The sequence below is a fragment of the Thauera mechernichensis genome (genome assembly GCF_029588855.1).
GTDB lineage: Bacteria > Pseudomonadota > Gammaproteobacteria > Burkholderiales > Rhodocyclaceae > Thauera > Thauera mechernichensis.
The window spans coordinates 29,319-44,142 of record NZ_JARQZE010000011.1; the positions used below are offsets into that span (position 1 = coordinate 29,319).

The window sequence follows — 14,824 nt, forward strand, 5'->3', positions numbered from 1 at the left end:
CCACAGCCCCCTTTCGCATCCGCGGCGGGGGTCAGCGACCAAGGTGCTCGAGCACGAAACCGCCCGCCCGCAAACGCTCGGTAGCGCCCAACAAGGGCGCGACCTGATCGCGCCTCAGATTGAATACACGCCCTGCCTCCACTGCTGCAGGCAACGCGGATTCTCCTGCAAAGCCAGTGCAGAAGCGGACCGGTTCATCAGGGCGGTCAAGCTTGTGCTCGCAGGCGCCCGGATTGGTGGGATCCCCTACAAGCGCAAGGCGTGCATCACTCGAGTAGGATGGTCCGAAGAAGCGAATCAGGTTGAGGTACTCCTGCTGTACCGTCACGCCGCGCAGCAGAACCGTCGGCACGGCCTGCGCATCGAAAACGTGCGCGCTGATCACTGCCATCGCCTGCGGCTGGTAATCGATGCGCTCGTACTTCGGCACGAACATGGCAGCACCGAGTCGCTGGATACGCCACACACCCGGCTGCTCGACCAGCCAACCGTAGACGGGCGGCCGCACGATCAAGAGCAGCACCAAGGTGGCACCTAGCATCCCGCGCCGCATCGGCGTGCGCCAGCCTCCAAACACCCAGCACCATCCAAGCGCAGACAGCAGAACCAGCGGTGGCACCAGACCGATCAACATTCGCGTCTGCACCTCGGAGCCTGCCGCGACCAACCACCAGGAAGGAAGCCCTGCAAGCAGGAGCCATAGCCCGCCAAAGCGCACCACGGGCGATCTGACGAACAAGGCAAGGGCGAGCGCAGCGCCAAGCCATAGCATGCCACCGACCACGAATACGAGATTCAACGGATGCACTCCGCTCCTGGCTCTGTCCACCAGGCTGCCCGCAAACTCGAGGTAGTGGCGCGGGTCCGCCAGAGGATGGAAAAACCAGGCGTAGAGTGCATAACCGAGCAGCGCCACCGCGCCCGCGATGACGTAGCAGCGTAGCAGCATCTGGCGTGCTGGCTGCGCCGGTGCGAACGCCAGGAAGGCGAGCATGAATGCCAACCATGCCCAGACGCTCTCCACCCGGACCATGTAACCCAGCACGGCGAGCACGCCCGAGACCGCCGCCAGCATCACGGCGCCCGTGCTTACGGCCGCCAGCAGCGCCCACACCGCCGCCCCCCCCAGGCCGAAGCTGATGACCTCGCTGACAAGATTGCCACTCAGGTAGGCGTAGATATCCGAAAGAACGAAGAGGAGCGCAGAGAAGCACAGGCCAAGCCCGAGCCGTTCACCCGGCTCGATCAGTCTCCCCGCAAGCAGGGCAACCCGGCACCACGCGAACAAGCCAAGCGGCATCGCGATGACAAACAGCCAATGCGCGGCGAGAACCGCGTTCGCCGTGCTCCCGAGCACATCGACAAGCACGCCCAGGATCGCGATGTGGCCCAGACGACTGGCCCGCCAGTAGGCCTCCGAATAGCCCTCATCCTCTGGCCAGTTTCCCGCGATCTGGGCGACGATCTGCCTGGAACTCGCAGCAATGTCATTAACATACGGCGTCTCGGCGAAACGCTTGGCTTGGTATAGATAGATCGGTGAGTCCCAGTGCACATCCCCGAGCGGAGTGCGGGCGAACGCGACGATCACGACTGCGCCCACGAGCGCCAGCCAGAGCAGGCGCTTGAAAAGATGGCCACCGGACCCATCCGCAAGATGCGATCGCACATCCTGCGCACAGCCGGATCTCTGGGGTGAGCGCTTCAAAGCGCGGCGAGGACCTGGTCGATGATCCCGGCCTGCTCGTCCTCCATGCCCAACCATACGGGAAGGCGGACCAGCCGCTTGGCGACATCCTCGGTCACCGCCAAAGTGCCGTGCGGTCGCCCGAAGCGGCGACCCGCCGGCGCATCATGCAGGGGGATGTAGTGGAACACGCAGTGAATGCCCAAGCGGCGCAGGCGCTCGATGAAGGCGGTGCGTACGTCCAGCTCGGGCAGCAGCAGGTAATACATGTGGGCATTGTGTGCGCAGTGAGGAGGGACCACCGGGCGCCGGAGGCGACCCTGGCGCTCGGCTTCGGCGAAGCCATGATGGTAGGTCTCCCAAATGCCCAGCCGGCGCCGGGTGATGCTGTCGGCTTCCTCCATCTGAGCCCACAGGAAGGCCGCAATCAGCTCCCCCGGGAGGTAGGATGAGCCGATGTCGACCCAGGTGTACTTGTCGACCTGGCCACGGAAGAACTGCGAACGGTTGGTGCCTTTCTCGCGCACGATCTCGGCTCGCGCGGCGTGATGCACCGAATTGACGAGCAGTGCCCCCCCTTCCCCGGAAATGATGTTCTTGGTCTCATGAAAGGACAACGCCCCCATGTCGCCTATACCACCCAGCGGTCGGCCCTTGTAGCTCGCCATGACCGCCTGTGCAGCATCCTCGATCACCAGGAGCTCATGGCGGCGGGCGATATCGATGATCGCATCCATCTCGCAGCCGACACCTGCGTAATGGACAGGGACTATCGCCCGCGTGCGCGCCGTGATGGCTGCCTCGATGAGTTGCTCATCGATGTTCAGGGTGTCGGCGCGAACATCGACGAAAACAGGTACGGCCCCACGCAACACGAACGCGTTGGCCGTCGAAACGAAGGTGTAAGAGGGCATGATGACCTCATCACCAGGCTGAAGATCGGCCAGGATGGCGGCCATCTCCAGCGCTGCAGTGCATGAATGGGTCAACAAGGCCTTGGAAGCGCCGGTGCGAGCCTCGAGCCAGCGCGAACACAGGCCGGTGAAGCGCCCATCGCCAGCGAGGTGTCCATTGGCATGTGCCTGGGCGATGTACCAGAGTTCCTTGCCCGTCATGTGGGGCTTGTTGAAGGGGATGTTCATGGCAGTGGCCCGGTCGTTTGCGCGGAGACGGTCAGCGGTCTGAAGACCCAGTACTTCTGCAGCAGGAACATCAACATCGCCAACCCGAGGATGAACAGCCCCTGGACGATCTGGTGCGGATATCCGAGTACGTCCACGAATACCAGCAAACCGCCGAGATTCATCACATAGCCGAGTGCATAGGATATGGCGTAGCGAACGAAGGCAGTGCCCCGCACACCCCCATGGGCAAACGACCAACGCTTGTTGAAGCCAAAGGTCTGCACGACGCCCAGGACATAGAGCAGCGTCATTGCGCGCTTGGCCTCGACACCCAGGGCAGTGAGCCCAAGATATGCGAGGTAAAGAATTGCGTTGGACACCAGGCCTACCGTGGCATAACGAAGAAACTGGCGCAGTGCGACACGACCGCTCATGCGCTGCGCACCCAGTGGAAGGTCATCGATGGCGCGGGGAACACGAAACCTAACCGCGCGTATAGGTTCAGCACACGGTGGTTCCGCGCGACGATACTGGTACGCACCCGACGCGCCCCATCCTTGAACGCCTGATGCATCATCTGCCGCCAGGCTCGCAGCCCATAGCCCATGCCTTGCCGTGCTGGCGAGACAGCATTCAAGTGCCAGTAGCAGGTACCGTCGACGAGCATCTCGACGACGAAGAACGCCACCAGGTCCCCAGCCTCTCTAAGCGCATACAGGCGCTGCGAAGGATGCTCCAGGCAGTTGCGTACCCAGTTCTGGTAACGCAGGTCACCCAGACCGGACGGCAGTCTGGGATCCATGTGGAAACGCTCGCAGCCAAAGGCGGTGCCAGCCAGTTCGATGATCGCCGGAAGATCACGTGCCGATGCAAGGACAAGTTCCAGCCCCCTCTCATCGCCTGTCTGCGTCCATTCCGAGCAGGCGAATTCGGGCTGGTAGACCATCTCGATGAAGCGAAAACCGATCTCCTCGAGCAGCATGGACTCGCGCAAGCGATCGTGCGCCAGGCGGCAACTTGCCAACTCAACGCCACCCGCCTCGCATGCGACGACGAAAGGTGCGAGATCGTCCGCTCTTGCACCGAGGTCGGCCTCGATCCGCGAAATCTGCACCACAGGATGACCAAGTACCACCGTATCCCACGGCGCCTCCGCCCAGGCGAGGCGAAGCGGGCCGGCAGTGATCTCCCCATGCAGAAGAGCAGATCTGCGCGACTCACTCACGTTGGCCACAGCCGCCCTCCGTATCGGCAGGCATGCGCGTCGACGACATCAGCGCGTAGGGCGGGCGCTCCATCGAACGAAAATGCATTCTCGCCAGATATTCGCCAAAGATCCCGAGCGCAAAGAGCTGGACCCCCGAGAATATGGCGATGATCGATGCGAGGAAAGGGAAGCCTGGTACCGCGCTGCCATCGACCAGATAACGCAGCAGCACATAGAAGAGCACGAGAAAGCCCAAGGCGCCGAAGGCAATTCCCAGCACGCTTGCGATCTGAAGCGGCAACACCGAAAAGCCCGTCATCATGTTGAGTGCATGATTGAAGAGCTTCCTCAGCGTATAGCCCGAGTCACCGATGGCCCGCTCATCCTGCCGAACCTGTACGGCAGCGAATCGCGTGGTACCCCAGGTCAACAACACGTCGATATTGACCGATGGGCTTCGATAGGCGGCGAACGCCTCGCGCAGACGAGTCCGAAAGACCCGAAACGCACTCACCTTGCTGGCCGACTCCACCCCCATCGCCCCCTGCAGCGCAAGCTTGGTGATCCGGGAAGCCTGATCGCGCAGAAAACCGTGCGTCTCGGCCTGAGGCGCACCGTACACGACGTCATGGCCCTCATTCAGCTTGGCAAGTAAGCGCGGAATCTCCTCAGGGGGGTTCTGCAGATCGTCATCAAGGGTGACGATGCACTCGCCGCGTGCGGCCCGAATACCACATAGCAAGGCGTTGTGCTGGCCGTAGTTGCGCGCAAGGCGCAAACCCAGCACCCTGGCGTCCGCGGCGGCAAGCGCCTCAATGACAGCCCAGGAATCGTCGCCACCACAATCCTCAACGAAGAGGATCTCGAAGGTCTCTCCCAGCTCTTCGAGAACAACCAGCAGGCGTCGATGAAGGTGCGGCAGCGTCTCCTGTGAGCGATAGACCGGAACGACCACCGAGATTCGAATCGGAACGCTCATCTCACTCGATCCATCATGGAATTGACTGGCCGGTCAAACTGCCATGCCCGCCGCGCTAGTTGCGAAACCCTTCGCGCCAACGCTCCTCGACCTCATCGGGCGGACAAAATCGGCAGTTCCGCGATTGCCCCGACGAGGCTGGGGACGCCTCGCTCGGCGCATTCTCCTCGGCCACCTCGCTGTCCCCCGCCTCCTTGCGCTCCGTTGCGGCGGACTCGGCCTGACTGGTGTCAGCGCGAGTCGCTTCGGGCGGTGCATCCCGACCCGCCCCCCGACCCGTGGTCGCCGCTCTGGCAGGCGTGGGCAAAGGCTCCTTGCCGCCGAGTTCGAAATACAGCTTCTTGAGCTCGGCTGAGTTTGGGAGGTGCCTGAGCCCCTCTTCTGCAACTGTAAGCGCAGTAGCTTGTTGTCCCTTGCTGCGAAGTTCGGATATCAACGCCAGGTAGGCCGGCTGATAGTGAGGATTGAGCCGGATCGCGTCGGAAAAAAGCGCCGTCGCCTGCGCAGCCTGCCCCAGTAGCAGGTGAACCCGGCCGAGCTCGAGATTGAGTTGCGGGCGCATCCAGAAATCGGGTTTCGCAGCCTTGAGCACATAGGAGAACTCCTTCACGGCCAGCGAACGCTGATAGTCCTGATCCCGCTTCGTCGACGCTTGGGCCGCACGGAGAAGAAAGACCCTCCCATAGCAGTAATGGTGCATGTGCACCCAGTTGTCGGCGCCGAACTGAGCAAGGTAGCGCTGCCCCTCCGCGCTGCGATCATCGTTGCGGAGCTTGACTGCACACACTTGCGGCAACTGTGCTTGCTCCGCCGGCGTTCCGCCGGGGTTCCACTGCGCCATCGCTGGCGAAAGCAGGACGGGCACGAGCCCCACACCAAGAAAACCAATCAAGTTCCTGATCATGACCCTCATCACCCTCAGCTGCGCAAGTTCAAGGCGCTGGTCCGCTGAGCCACCGCAGTCCAGCTCAGCATAGCGTGCGCGCGCTCCATCGCGGCCGCGCTCATCGTGTCGCGGAATCCGCTGTCCCCCAGCAAGCGGCAGATCGCCTGCTGCAACTCGTCAAGGTTGCTCGTCTCTACCCTCAGCCCCGTCACACCGTCGAGCACGGCTGAACCCGTTCCACCCGCGCGGCCGGCAATAGCGGCCTTTCCGCACGCCGCCGCTTCAATATAAACAATTCCGAAGCCTTCGGTATCGCCTTCGATATCCCGATTGGCGAGGACGAAAAGGTCGCAGGCGTTGTACCAGCGCGGCAGATCGTCCATGGGCACATGACCGAGCAGGTGCACGCGCCTGCCCACACCGCACTCGTCAACCAGGCCGGCAAGATAGTCGCGATCCTCGCCGATGCCGATGACGGCGTAGTGCACGTCCACCCCGGCCTCGAGTACAGCGGGAAGGCAGCGGATCACAGTATCGAAGCCCTTGCGCCGGCTCAAGCGGCCCACCGACAGGATGAGTCTCACCCCATCGGCCAGCCCCAGGCTGTCGCGCAGATCCTGAAACGGCAGCCCGGGCCGGAAGCGTTCGGTATCGACACCGGGATGAATCATCTCGATGCGTTCGGGCGCGACCCCCATCTCCACCAGGGTGTCGTGGGTGAAGTCGCTGTTGGCGATCACCTTGTCCGCATGGCGCAGCGCAAAGCGCATGGCCCTGTACTTGTTGCCCCGCCCCCAGCCGGTAAGCTCCTCGCCATGTGCGTAGATCGCCACCGGCCGGCGGGTTAGGCGTGCGACCAGCCACGCCACCAGGCCCTCGGGCAATGCTCGGCCAGCATGGATGGCGTCGAAACGGTGGGTCAATGCCAGCCACAGCGAGGTAAAGAAGAAGCGCAGGTACATCAGCAGCGACTCCGGCTTCAGCCAGGGTACGCGCTTGAGCGACAGCCGGTGAATGGAGTTGGGGTGATCGCGGTCGTACTCCTCCGCGCCCGGCACATCCGCGGTGACGATGTGGATGTCCTTGCCGCCGAGGCGGCGATAGACCTCGTCGAACCAGACGGCCGTGCCTCCCTTGGTCGGCAGAAAGAGTTCGGTCAGGACCAGATAGCGTTTTTGCATGATGGTTTCCAGTGCGGCGGGGCGGATGCTAACACCCTCAGTGCCGACCCGCTGCGGACGGGGTCACGGTGGCCAGCAGTCGCACGACCATCGGCAACACGAAGTAGAGCCCGCACAGCTTGAGCGGACGCGACAGGCCTGCCTCGGCAAGCAAACGGCGCAGGAATGTCACGCTGCGTGCACGCATGCTGCGCTGCCACAGCGCATGCTGCCGATCGGCATAGGCATCGGCCAGCCGCTCCGTGCTGATGAAGCACACGTCGGGGTGACGCTCGACGACGCCAGCAAGTGCTCGCTCCAGTTCGGCCAGCGCGGTGTCGCCATGGTCAGCGTCGATGAAGCTCTCCCGATGCGTCTCGAGCAGGGTGGGTCGTCCCAGGGCGGTGCGCCGCGCCACAGCTTCCCACACCTGCTCCGCGCGGTGGCCGCGGATCGGCTCGAAGTAGGCATCTCGCACAAGGTAGCGCACACCGCTCTGCCCCGACTCTCCGTTGACGATACGTCGCGCGGATGCCGCGAGCGCGCCATCCGCGCCACGCGCCTGGTACTGACGCCCGCATGTGACGACACAACGTACCCCACTCTGCGCCCAGGCACGCTCGACCGCGTCGTCCCACACAAAGGTATTCGGTACGGCAACCGGGGGACAAATGCCGAACAGGGTCAGAAAGACCTCCGCTTCGTCCATGACCGCACGCCGGACCTCCGCTTCCGGCAAGGGGCGGCTCGGAAGCGTTCCGGCGTCCACCCAGCGACTCTGCAGCGCGGACGGCAAGGCCTCGCTGCGTGCCTCGGGGTCCGCCAACCATGCGCGCAGCACGCCGTCCTGACGGGCGCGCACAAGCAGCGACTCAGGCCAGCAGTGCTCAAGACCATGGCGCTGAAGTGCGAAGACCCCCATTTCACAGCCCTGCCGCATGGCCCCCACGATCGGCGCATAGCGTGCCTCGCCCAGGCCTCTGCGGTGATAGTGTCCGCAGTTGTCGGCGAGAATGGCCGCGCCATCGGGCTTTCCCAGCACGACACCGAGCGTCATCACCGCAGGCCGATGCTCGCGGTCGCGCACTCGCGCAAGTATTGCTGCGATGCGCTGCAAAGCTTGCGCATCCGCCTCTGGCCCCGGCCCCCAGTCGTCGCTCTCGACGATCAGCACCGGCCTTAGCAATGTGGGCTCGCGCCACAGCCGCAGCAGCAGGTCGCGGTTCGCGAAAAAAAACAACACCCATGCTGCAAGCAGAGAGAAACCGGCAATCAGGAGAAAGGCGTACATTTGTCCGGCAAGTCAGAAACACTAGAAATCAAAATAGATGAACTTCTGCGTCGGCCCGCCGAGCGTCACCAGCGCAATGACAAGCGATGCGTATGCCGTACCGCGCAGCAGAAACGGTACCCGCCACCACCAGTCAATCCCTCGGCGCCGGCAGGCATCGACTATCCGGGGCTCGAGCAGAACGAGGACGACCGTCGACAGGACGCCCAGCGCCTGATAGAGACGTACAGGCGCAAGCACGACCGGGTCCGCCAGCCCCATCATCGCCACACAGATCTGCCATGCATCGGCAAAGGTCGGCGCACGAAAGAACACCCAGGTGAAATGTACGATGACGAACATGACCGGCCAACCCATGAGAGAGACCAGGCGGTCAAGCCTGCCCCCCTCGCGGACGTCCAACAGCCGCAGAGCATTGTTCAGCAGGCGATTGAGCACCAACAGAGCACCATGGAGGAACCCCCAGAACACGAAGGTCCAGTTGGCGCCGTGCCACAGGCCGCCCAGCAACATCGTCAGCATGAGGTTGCGATACGTATCGAAGCGCCCGCCCCGGTTGCCGCCAAGCGAAACATAGAGGTAGTCGCGTAGCCAGCGGGACAAGGTGATGTGCCACCGGCGCCAGAACTCGGACGGGTTGCGGCTGATGTAGGGGAACTGGAAGTTCAGCGGCAAGACGACCCCGAACATGCGCGCGAGCCCAAGCGCCATCTCACTGTAGCCCGAGAAGTCCAGGTAGATCATCATCCCGAAGGCAAGCGTGGCCAGCCAAGCCCGCATCAGGTCCAGACGCTCTGGATGGGCATAGAGGTCATCGACAACCGGCCCCAGGTTGTCAGCAAAAAGCGCCTTCTTGATCAGGCCACCGACAAATATGAAGGCCCCTATCCTGAGGTTGTCCCAAGCGATCGGCTTGAGGGTCTGCAACTGCTCGACCAACTCGTGAACGTGCAGGATGGGTCCGGCAATGAGTTGCGGGAAGAACGTGACGTACAGACACCAGTCTCGATAGCCGATCTCTTTCGTGCAGTCACCACGATAGACGTCGATCATTGCACTGAGCATCTGGAACGTATAGAAGCTGATTCCCAGTGGCAGCACCCAGTCGATCCAGCCCGGCCGTGCAACGACCACCTCGCCACCTGCGGCGCTGGCCAGCCACAAGGCGGACTCGATGATCAGCCCAAGATACTTGAAGCCCGCGAGCACCCCGAGATCAGCGACGATCACGACCGTGAGCAACGCACGGGATCGCGTCTTCAGCATGGCCCTGTAGGCAAACCAGTTGGCCGTGACGGAAAGACCGATCAGCAACAGGTAGATCGGCTTCCAGCTCGCGTAGAACAGAATGCTGGCCGCCAGCAGCACGCCCGCCCGCTGCCCCGGCGTACGCGCACCGGCGTACACCGCCAGCACCGCGATGAAGAAGAGCATGAAGCTCGCGCTACTGAAAATCATAGTGCGCCCACCCGCTCCACCTCGCCGTGCGTTCCTCCCGAGAGCGCCCGCCCGAGTGCACGGCTGAAATACTGGGCCCCCAGATCGTTCAGATGACCCGCATTGACGAAACCTTCAGGCGGCAGCTTCAGATCGGCGGACAAAGCGAACATTGGAACCCCTCGTGCGAGCAACTCCCGACGCAAGGCAAGGTAGGGCGATGAGGCAGGGTGCGCACCCTCAAGGTAGAGCACACGGCGGTTGAGCAAGGGGGGAAAGACGACCACAACGCTCACCTGCCGTCGTTCAAGGAGGTCGAGCAAGCTCCAGAAGTCCGCAACCACCTTCGGGTCCGGCGGATGGGTGGAGCCCGCTTCCTGGCGCGCCACCTGCCCGGCGTCCTGGTTGTCGCCAAACCCGGGGCGATACCCGAGCCGCTCGGCGGCCCCGCCCCCGACTGGTTCGACCTCCTCCGTCAGCGCTGTCGCGAACTGGATCAGCTTCGCCGGCTCACGCAACTGTTTCAGGTTATCGGCGTAGCCCCACAGCCTCAACGTTGAGCGCAGATAGGCCTGCGCGCCCACTTCCCATATATCCGGCTGACCAAAGAAAACATCATAGCCAAGCGCATCCCCGGCGTGGAGCAGGCTCTCGTCCAGCCCGATCAGCACGCGCTCGACCTTTCCGCGCCCAAACAAACCGCGCTCGTCAAACCGATGGGCAATCCCAAGCAAGGCGCTCGCGTTGGCCCCCGGCAAGCCCAGGTTGAAGCCGCCGCGCCCCGCAGCGAAAGCAGCACCCAGCGTGCGCGGATCGATCGCGTTATCCACTCGGCTGTTGCCCAACACGAGCATGCGAGGAGCTTGCTGCTCCACATACAGAACCTTGTCATACGCCCGTCCTACCGCGAACACCGAGCGCAATCGATGCATGAATACATCCGAATGGAGGAGCGCCTCGGCGCCAAGCAGGAGCGCCACAGCGCATACGACACCCGCGCCGGGCATGCCCGCTCTCCACCAGCCATTGATGCGCATCGCCATGAACTTGATCCCGAGTGATTCGTGCCGCACTTGCCCGCTTGCAACCTCGGCTACCATAGTGGCCATTCCGATGGGTTTGGGCATTTTAGAGCGATGACATCAAGACGAGTACTTTGCGGCTGGGTTAACTTCGACGAACGTGTTGCATCGCACGATGCCTTGCACGCGATGCTGGCAGCCGAAGGGCTGTCGTCCGCCGACATGCAGGTGCAGGCCAGCGATGCCGGCATGCTCGCCACCAGCCACCCGGCCTGCTCTACGGCAACCGATCTTGGCGCAGGTTGTCTGGCTGCAGTGCTCGGGCGGCCGCGCTGGGCCGATGCGTCACTCGCCGCACGCGCCCGCGCGGAAGGCGTGGCCGCGGCCGCGCTGGCGGCTTACCGTGATGGCGGCGAAGCCTCTCTGGGCAGACTGCAGGGCAATTTCGCCATTGTGCTGATCGACATGCGTCAACGGCGAGCCCTGCTCGCGATCGACCGCACCGGCACCGAGCGCCTGTGCTTCGCCCAGGTGGGCGCGACGCTCGTCTTCTCCACCAGCGCGCGCGCGGTGGCGAAGCACCCGCTGGTTTCGGCCCCGATCGACCGGCAGGCGCTGTTCGAGTACCTCTACTGCCACATGGTGCCCAGCCCCGACACCGCCTTTACCGGCATCACCAAGCTGTTGCCTGCACAATGCGCCAGCTTCGACGGCAGGAACGCAGTGCGAAATTTTCACTGGCAGCTTGCCTACGACGCCAGCGCCGCAGGCGACGAAGCCGCACTGCGCAAGCGCTTCCTTGACCTCACCGAACAAGCCGTAGCCCGCCAGGCCGACGATGGCCGCCCAACCGGCGCTTTCCTCTCCGGCGGCACCGACAGCTCCACCGTCAGCGGCATGCTGGGCAAGGTCAGCGGCAAACCGGCCGAGACCTTCTCGATCGGCTTCGACGCCCAGGGCTTCGACGAGTTGGAATTCGCCCGCATCACCTCCCGCCATTTCGGCACCAATGCGCACGAGTACTACGTGACCGCCGACGATGTCGTCGAGGCGATGCCGCTCATTGCCGCGGCCTACGATGAACCATTCGGCAACGCATCCGCGGCACCGACCTATTTCTGCGCGCGCATGGCGCGCGAGCACGGCATCGAAGTGGTGCTGGCCGGCGACGGCGGCGACGAGTTCTTCGGCGGCAACGAACGCTATGCCAAACAGGGCGTCTTCGAGCATTACCACCGCGTCCCCCCCGTGCTGCGCAATCTGCTGGAGCCGGTGGTGATGCACTTTCCACTGGGCGCGTCGATCATGCCAGTGCGCAAGGCGCGCAGCTACATCGAGCAGGCACGGGTGCCCTTGCCAGACCGCATGGAGACCTACAACTTCCTGCACCGCAGCCCGCTGCAGGACATCTTCGAGCCTGAATTCCTCTCCGCGATCGACACCAACCGCCCGCTGGAGCTCGCGCGCGAGGCCTACTTCCGTTGCGCTTCACCCGAGCCGATCGAGCGCATGATGCACCTCGACCACAAGATCACGCTGGCCGACAACGATCTGCGCAAAGTCACGCGCATGTGCGAGGCCGCCGGCGTGGAGGTGCGCTTCCCCTTCCTCGATGACGACCTCGTCGCCTTCTCCGGGCAGCTCACGCCAGAACAGAAAGTGCGCAAGGGCCGGCTGCGCGTGCTGTTCAAGGACGCCCTGCGCGGCTTCCTGCCCGACGAGACCATCTCCAAGAGCAAGCACGGCTTCGGCCTGCCTTTCGGACTGTGGCTGAACGCGCACGCACCGCTCAAGGCGCTGGCCGAAGACGCCCTGGCCAGCCTGGGCCGGCGCGGTATCGTGAAACCGGCGTACCTGGCCTACCTGCGTCGCGAACACGCCAGCGGCCATGCAAGCTATTATGGGGTCATGATCTGGGTACTGGTGGAACTGGAGCTCTGGCTCCAAGCCAACGCGTGACGAGAGCCGGCACGCATTTTCGTTCCCGGGGGGCATGGTGTTGAAGCCCCTCTTCCTGCGCTTGGCGAAGGGCCTGGGGCTGTTCGCGCTGTCCAGGATGCTGACGCGGGGGCAGCTGCGCATCCTGTGCTATCACGGCATATGGCTGGGCGGGGAGCCGCACTACGGCGACTGCCTGTTCATGAGCGCGGACCGTTTCCGCAAGCGCATGGCCCTCCTCGCGCGATGCGGGTACCGGGTGATCCCGCTGCGCCAGGCCTGCGACGACTTGGCCAACCGGCGCGTCCGTACCCGCGATGTCGTAATCACCATTGACGATGGCTGGGTCGGCACCTATCTCCACATGCTGCCCGTTCTCGAGCAACACGGTTACCCTGCAAGCCTGTACCTGACGACAAGGGATGTCGTGGACCAGGAGCCGGTCATCTACGTGCTGGCTACCTTTCTTGCCAGCCGTGCCATCCACCCGCCCGACCTGCGGCGCCTGTTCCCCGACCAGACACTGCCACACCCCTCCACGCAGCAACTATCACGCGCAATCGCCGCCCGGATCCGGTCCCAGCCCACAGCAGAAGCCAGGCGGGCCGAAACCCTCAGGATCGCCGATCTGCTCGGCATCGACCTCGATAACCTGGAAGCCCGCAGGGTCTTCATGCTGATGAAGCCAGGGGAGGTACGCGATGCTCACGAAAGGGGCCTGGACATTCAGCTCCACACCCATTCGCATCGGATGCATGGCTTCAACCCCGACCGGCTGCGCCAAGAGCTCGAACGCAACCGTGATGTACTCGGCCAGATACTTGGCAAAGCCCCAGCGCAGCTGAACCACTTCTGCTACCCGAGCGGCCTCTACCGGCCCGAGCTGTTTCCGGTCCTTGCAAGCAGCGGCATCCAGTCCGCCACCACGACCGAATTCGGACTCAACCCCCCTGGCACTTCACCATACGCGCTCAAGCGCATCCTCGACAACGAATCCCTCTCCGACATCGAGTTTGAGGCCCGTCTGAGCGGATTCTGGAGCCTCCTGTCGGCACTGCGCTCGCGCCTGGGGCAGATCGTGCGCACAGTCGGGGCCCTGAAGCGCGATACGATCGCCTGACCCAGCCGAGCAGAGCCCCCATGACACGCTTCGATACGCTCTCCGCCAGCACCAGAGATGCCTGGACAGGGACCTGTGACCGGTTGTGCTTGCCACCCGAGAATGCACGGCGACTCGTATCGGAACTCATGCTCACGCTCGAAGGCACAAGCGGCAAGCATCCGCAGCGGCCACGCGGCTATACCGATCTGCCCGCGGCCTTTCATGCACACGTGAGCGCATTCGCGCATAGCGAACCCGCGGGCCAGGCCCCGGGACTGCTGGATCTACTTCTCCTGGAGCTCATCCGGCAGTTCGAGAGGCGATTCACGCAGGCGGCGCTCCCGGAGAGCCTGCTGCCGTATTACCTCGAAAACCTCGATCGCATGCTGCAGCGCACGACACAGTCCCCCCAGTGGGCCCGCTCGTCACGCGACGACATCTTTCTGAAGGATCTCGGCATTCTGCGCATGTGGCTCATCCCTTGCGCGTCCCATCTGGTCTACCGTCACTCGGGGGTGCCGCGCTCGCTTGTTCTGCGGCAGGCGCCGGGCAATCTCATGCGCGCCCTGGTCTACTTCGGGCTGCGCAGCCACGGCTTCGCACCTTTCCTCGAAAACCATGTTCACCCGGCGATGCTGTCGCACTTCAACCCGGAAGGACGGCAACGCTGCTACGCCCTCGTCGCCGAACTGTTGCAGCGCTGGCCCGAAAGCCGGGGGCTGATGGGCATCAGTTGGTACTACGATCCGGCAGTCCGCACCATCAGCCCGCACCTTGCCTACCTGCGTGATGAACCAGAGCGAGGTGGCGCACTTTTCCTTCCCGCAGGCAGCGGCCCCGATGCCATAGCGGGCGCAACAGCCACCTCGGACACCCGACGGCGCCTTCATGAACAGGGTCGATACACACCGACCCGCTACCTGATGGCCTGGTCCCGCACAGCCCTGATGAACGCTCATGGGGTCTAGCCCCCGCGCTGGCGCCTGGATGC

General features: G+C 63.7%; 13 protein-coding genes. 3 read left to right on the plus strand and 10 right to left on the minus strand.

Features of this window, described 5'->3' with window-relative positions:
• Positions 1–31: 31 nt before the first annotated feature.
• The 10 genes from P7F68_RS14205 to P7F68_RS14250 are packed head-to-tail and all read right to left on the minus strand — an operon-like array spanning position 32 to position 10,814.
• Positions 32–1,669, minus strand: coding sequence for a hypothetical protein (locus P7F68_RS14205; protein ID WP_277834091.1), 1,638 nt, complete (start codon positions 1,667–1,669; stop codon positions 32–34).
• Between the two features lie 35 nt (positions 1,670–1,704).
• Entirely contained in the window at positions 1,705–2,829 is a 1,125-nt protein-coding gene (rffA, locus tag P7F68_RS14210; protein ID WP_270069374.1) for a dTDP-4-amino-4,6-dideoxygalactose transaminase, read from the minus strand.
• Positions 2,826–3,245, minus strand: coding sequence for a GtrA family protein (locus P7F68_RS14215; protein WP_002936233.1), 420 nt, complete (start codon positions 3,243–3,245; stop codon positions 2,826–2,828). The genes rffA and P7F68_RS14215 overlap by 4 nt, the downstream gene beginning before the upstream one ends.
• On the minus strand, positions 3,242–4,045 hold the full coding sequence (locus P7F68_RS14220; RefSeq protein WP_386040018.1) for a GNAT family N-acetyltransferase: 804 nt from the start codon (positions 4,043–4,045) through the stop codon (positions 3,242–3,244). The genes P7F68_RS14215 and P7F68_RS14220 overlap by 4 nt, the downstream gene beginning before the upstream one ends.
• The gene (locus tag P7F68_RS14225; RefSeq protein WP_002936235.1) at positions 4,029–4,997 is read right to left on the minus strand and encodes a glycosyltransferase family 2 protein; all 969 of its coding nucleotides are present in this window, start codon (positions 4,995–4,997) and stop codon (positions 4,029–4,031) included. Before P7F68_RS14225 ends, P7F68_RS14220 begins: the two co-directional genes overlap by 17 nt.
• Positions 4,998–5,052: 55 nt before the next feature.
• Complete coding sequence (locus P7F68_RS14230; protein ID WP_002936236.1) at positions 5,053–5,910, minus strand: tetratricopeptide repeat protein; 858 nt, start codon at positions 5,908–5,910, stop codon at positions 5,053–5,055.
• A 5-nt stretch (positions 5,911–5,915) separates the two neighbouring features.
• Positions 5,916–7,064, minus strand: coding sequence for a glycosyltransferase family 4 protein (locus P7F68_RS14235; protein WP_277834099.1), 1,149 nt, complete (start codon positions 7,062–7,064; stop codon positions 5,916–5,918).
• Between the two features lie 37 nt (positions 7,065–7,101).
• The gene (locus P7F68_RS14240; protein WP_277834101.1) at positions 7,102–8,334 is read right to left on the minus strand and encodes a hypothetical protein; all 1,233 of its coding nucleotides are present in this window, start codon (positions 8,332–8,334) and stop codon (positions 7,102–7,104) included.
• Between the two features lie 21 nt (positions 8,335–8,355).
• Positions 8,356–9,768, minus strand: a complete 1,413-nt coding sequence (locus tag P7F68_RS14245; RefSeq protein WP_277834103.1) for an MBOAT family O-acyltransferase — start codon at positions 9,766–9,768, stop codon at positions 8,356–8,358.
• A 20-nt stretch (positions 9,769–9,788) separates the two neighbouring features.
• Positions 9,789–10,814, minus strand: a complete 1,026-nt coding sequence (locus P7F68_RS14250; protein ID WP_277834105.1) for a hypothetical protein — start codon at positions 10,812–10,814, stop codon at positions 9,789–9,791.
• 93 nt (positions 10,815–10,907) lie between these two features.
• Here P7F68_RS14250 and P7F68_RS14255 point away from each other — a divergent pair, with 93 nt between their 5' ends.
• The 3 genes from P7F68_RS14255 (at position 10,908) to P7F68_RS14265 (ending at position 14,801) form a co-directional block, all read left to right on the plus strand.
• Entirely contained in the window at positions 10,908–12,752 is a 1,845-nt protein-coding gene (locus tag P7F68_RS14255; RefSeq protein ID WP_277834107.1) for an asparagine synthetase B family protein, read from the plus strand.
• Between the two features lie 34 nt (positions 12,753–12,786).
• The gene (locus P7F68_RS14260) at positions 12,787–13,851 is read left to right on the plus strand and encodes a polysaccharide deacetylase family protein (protein ID WP_277834109.1); all 1,065 of its coding nucleotides are present in this window, start codon (positions 12,787–12,789) and stop codon (positions 13,849–13,851) included.
• 128 nt (positions 13,852–13,979) lie between these two features.
• Positions 13,980–14,801, plus strand: coding sequence for a hypothetical protein (locus P7F68_RS14265; protein ID WP_277834112.1), 822 nt, complete (start codon positions 13,980–13,982; stop codon positions 14,799–14,801).
• The last annotated feature ends 23 nt before the right edge of the window (positions 14,802–14,824 follow it).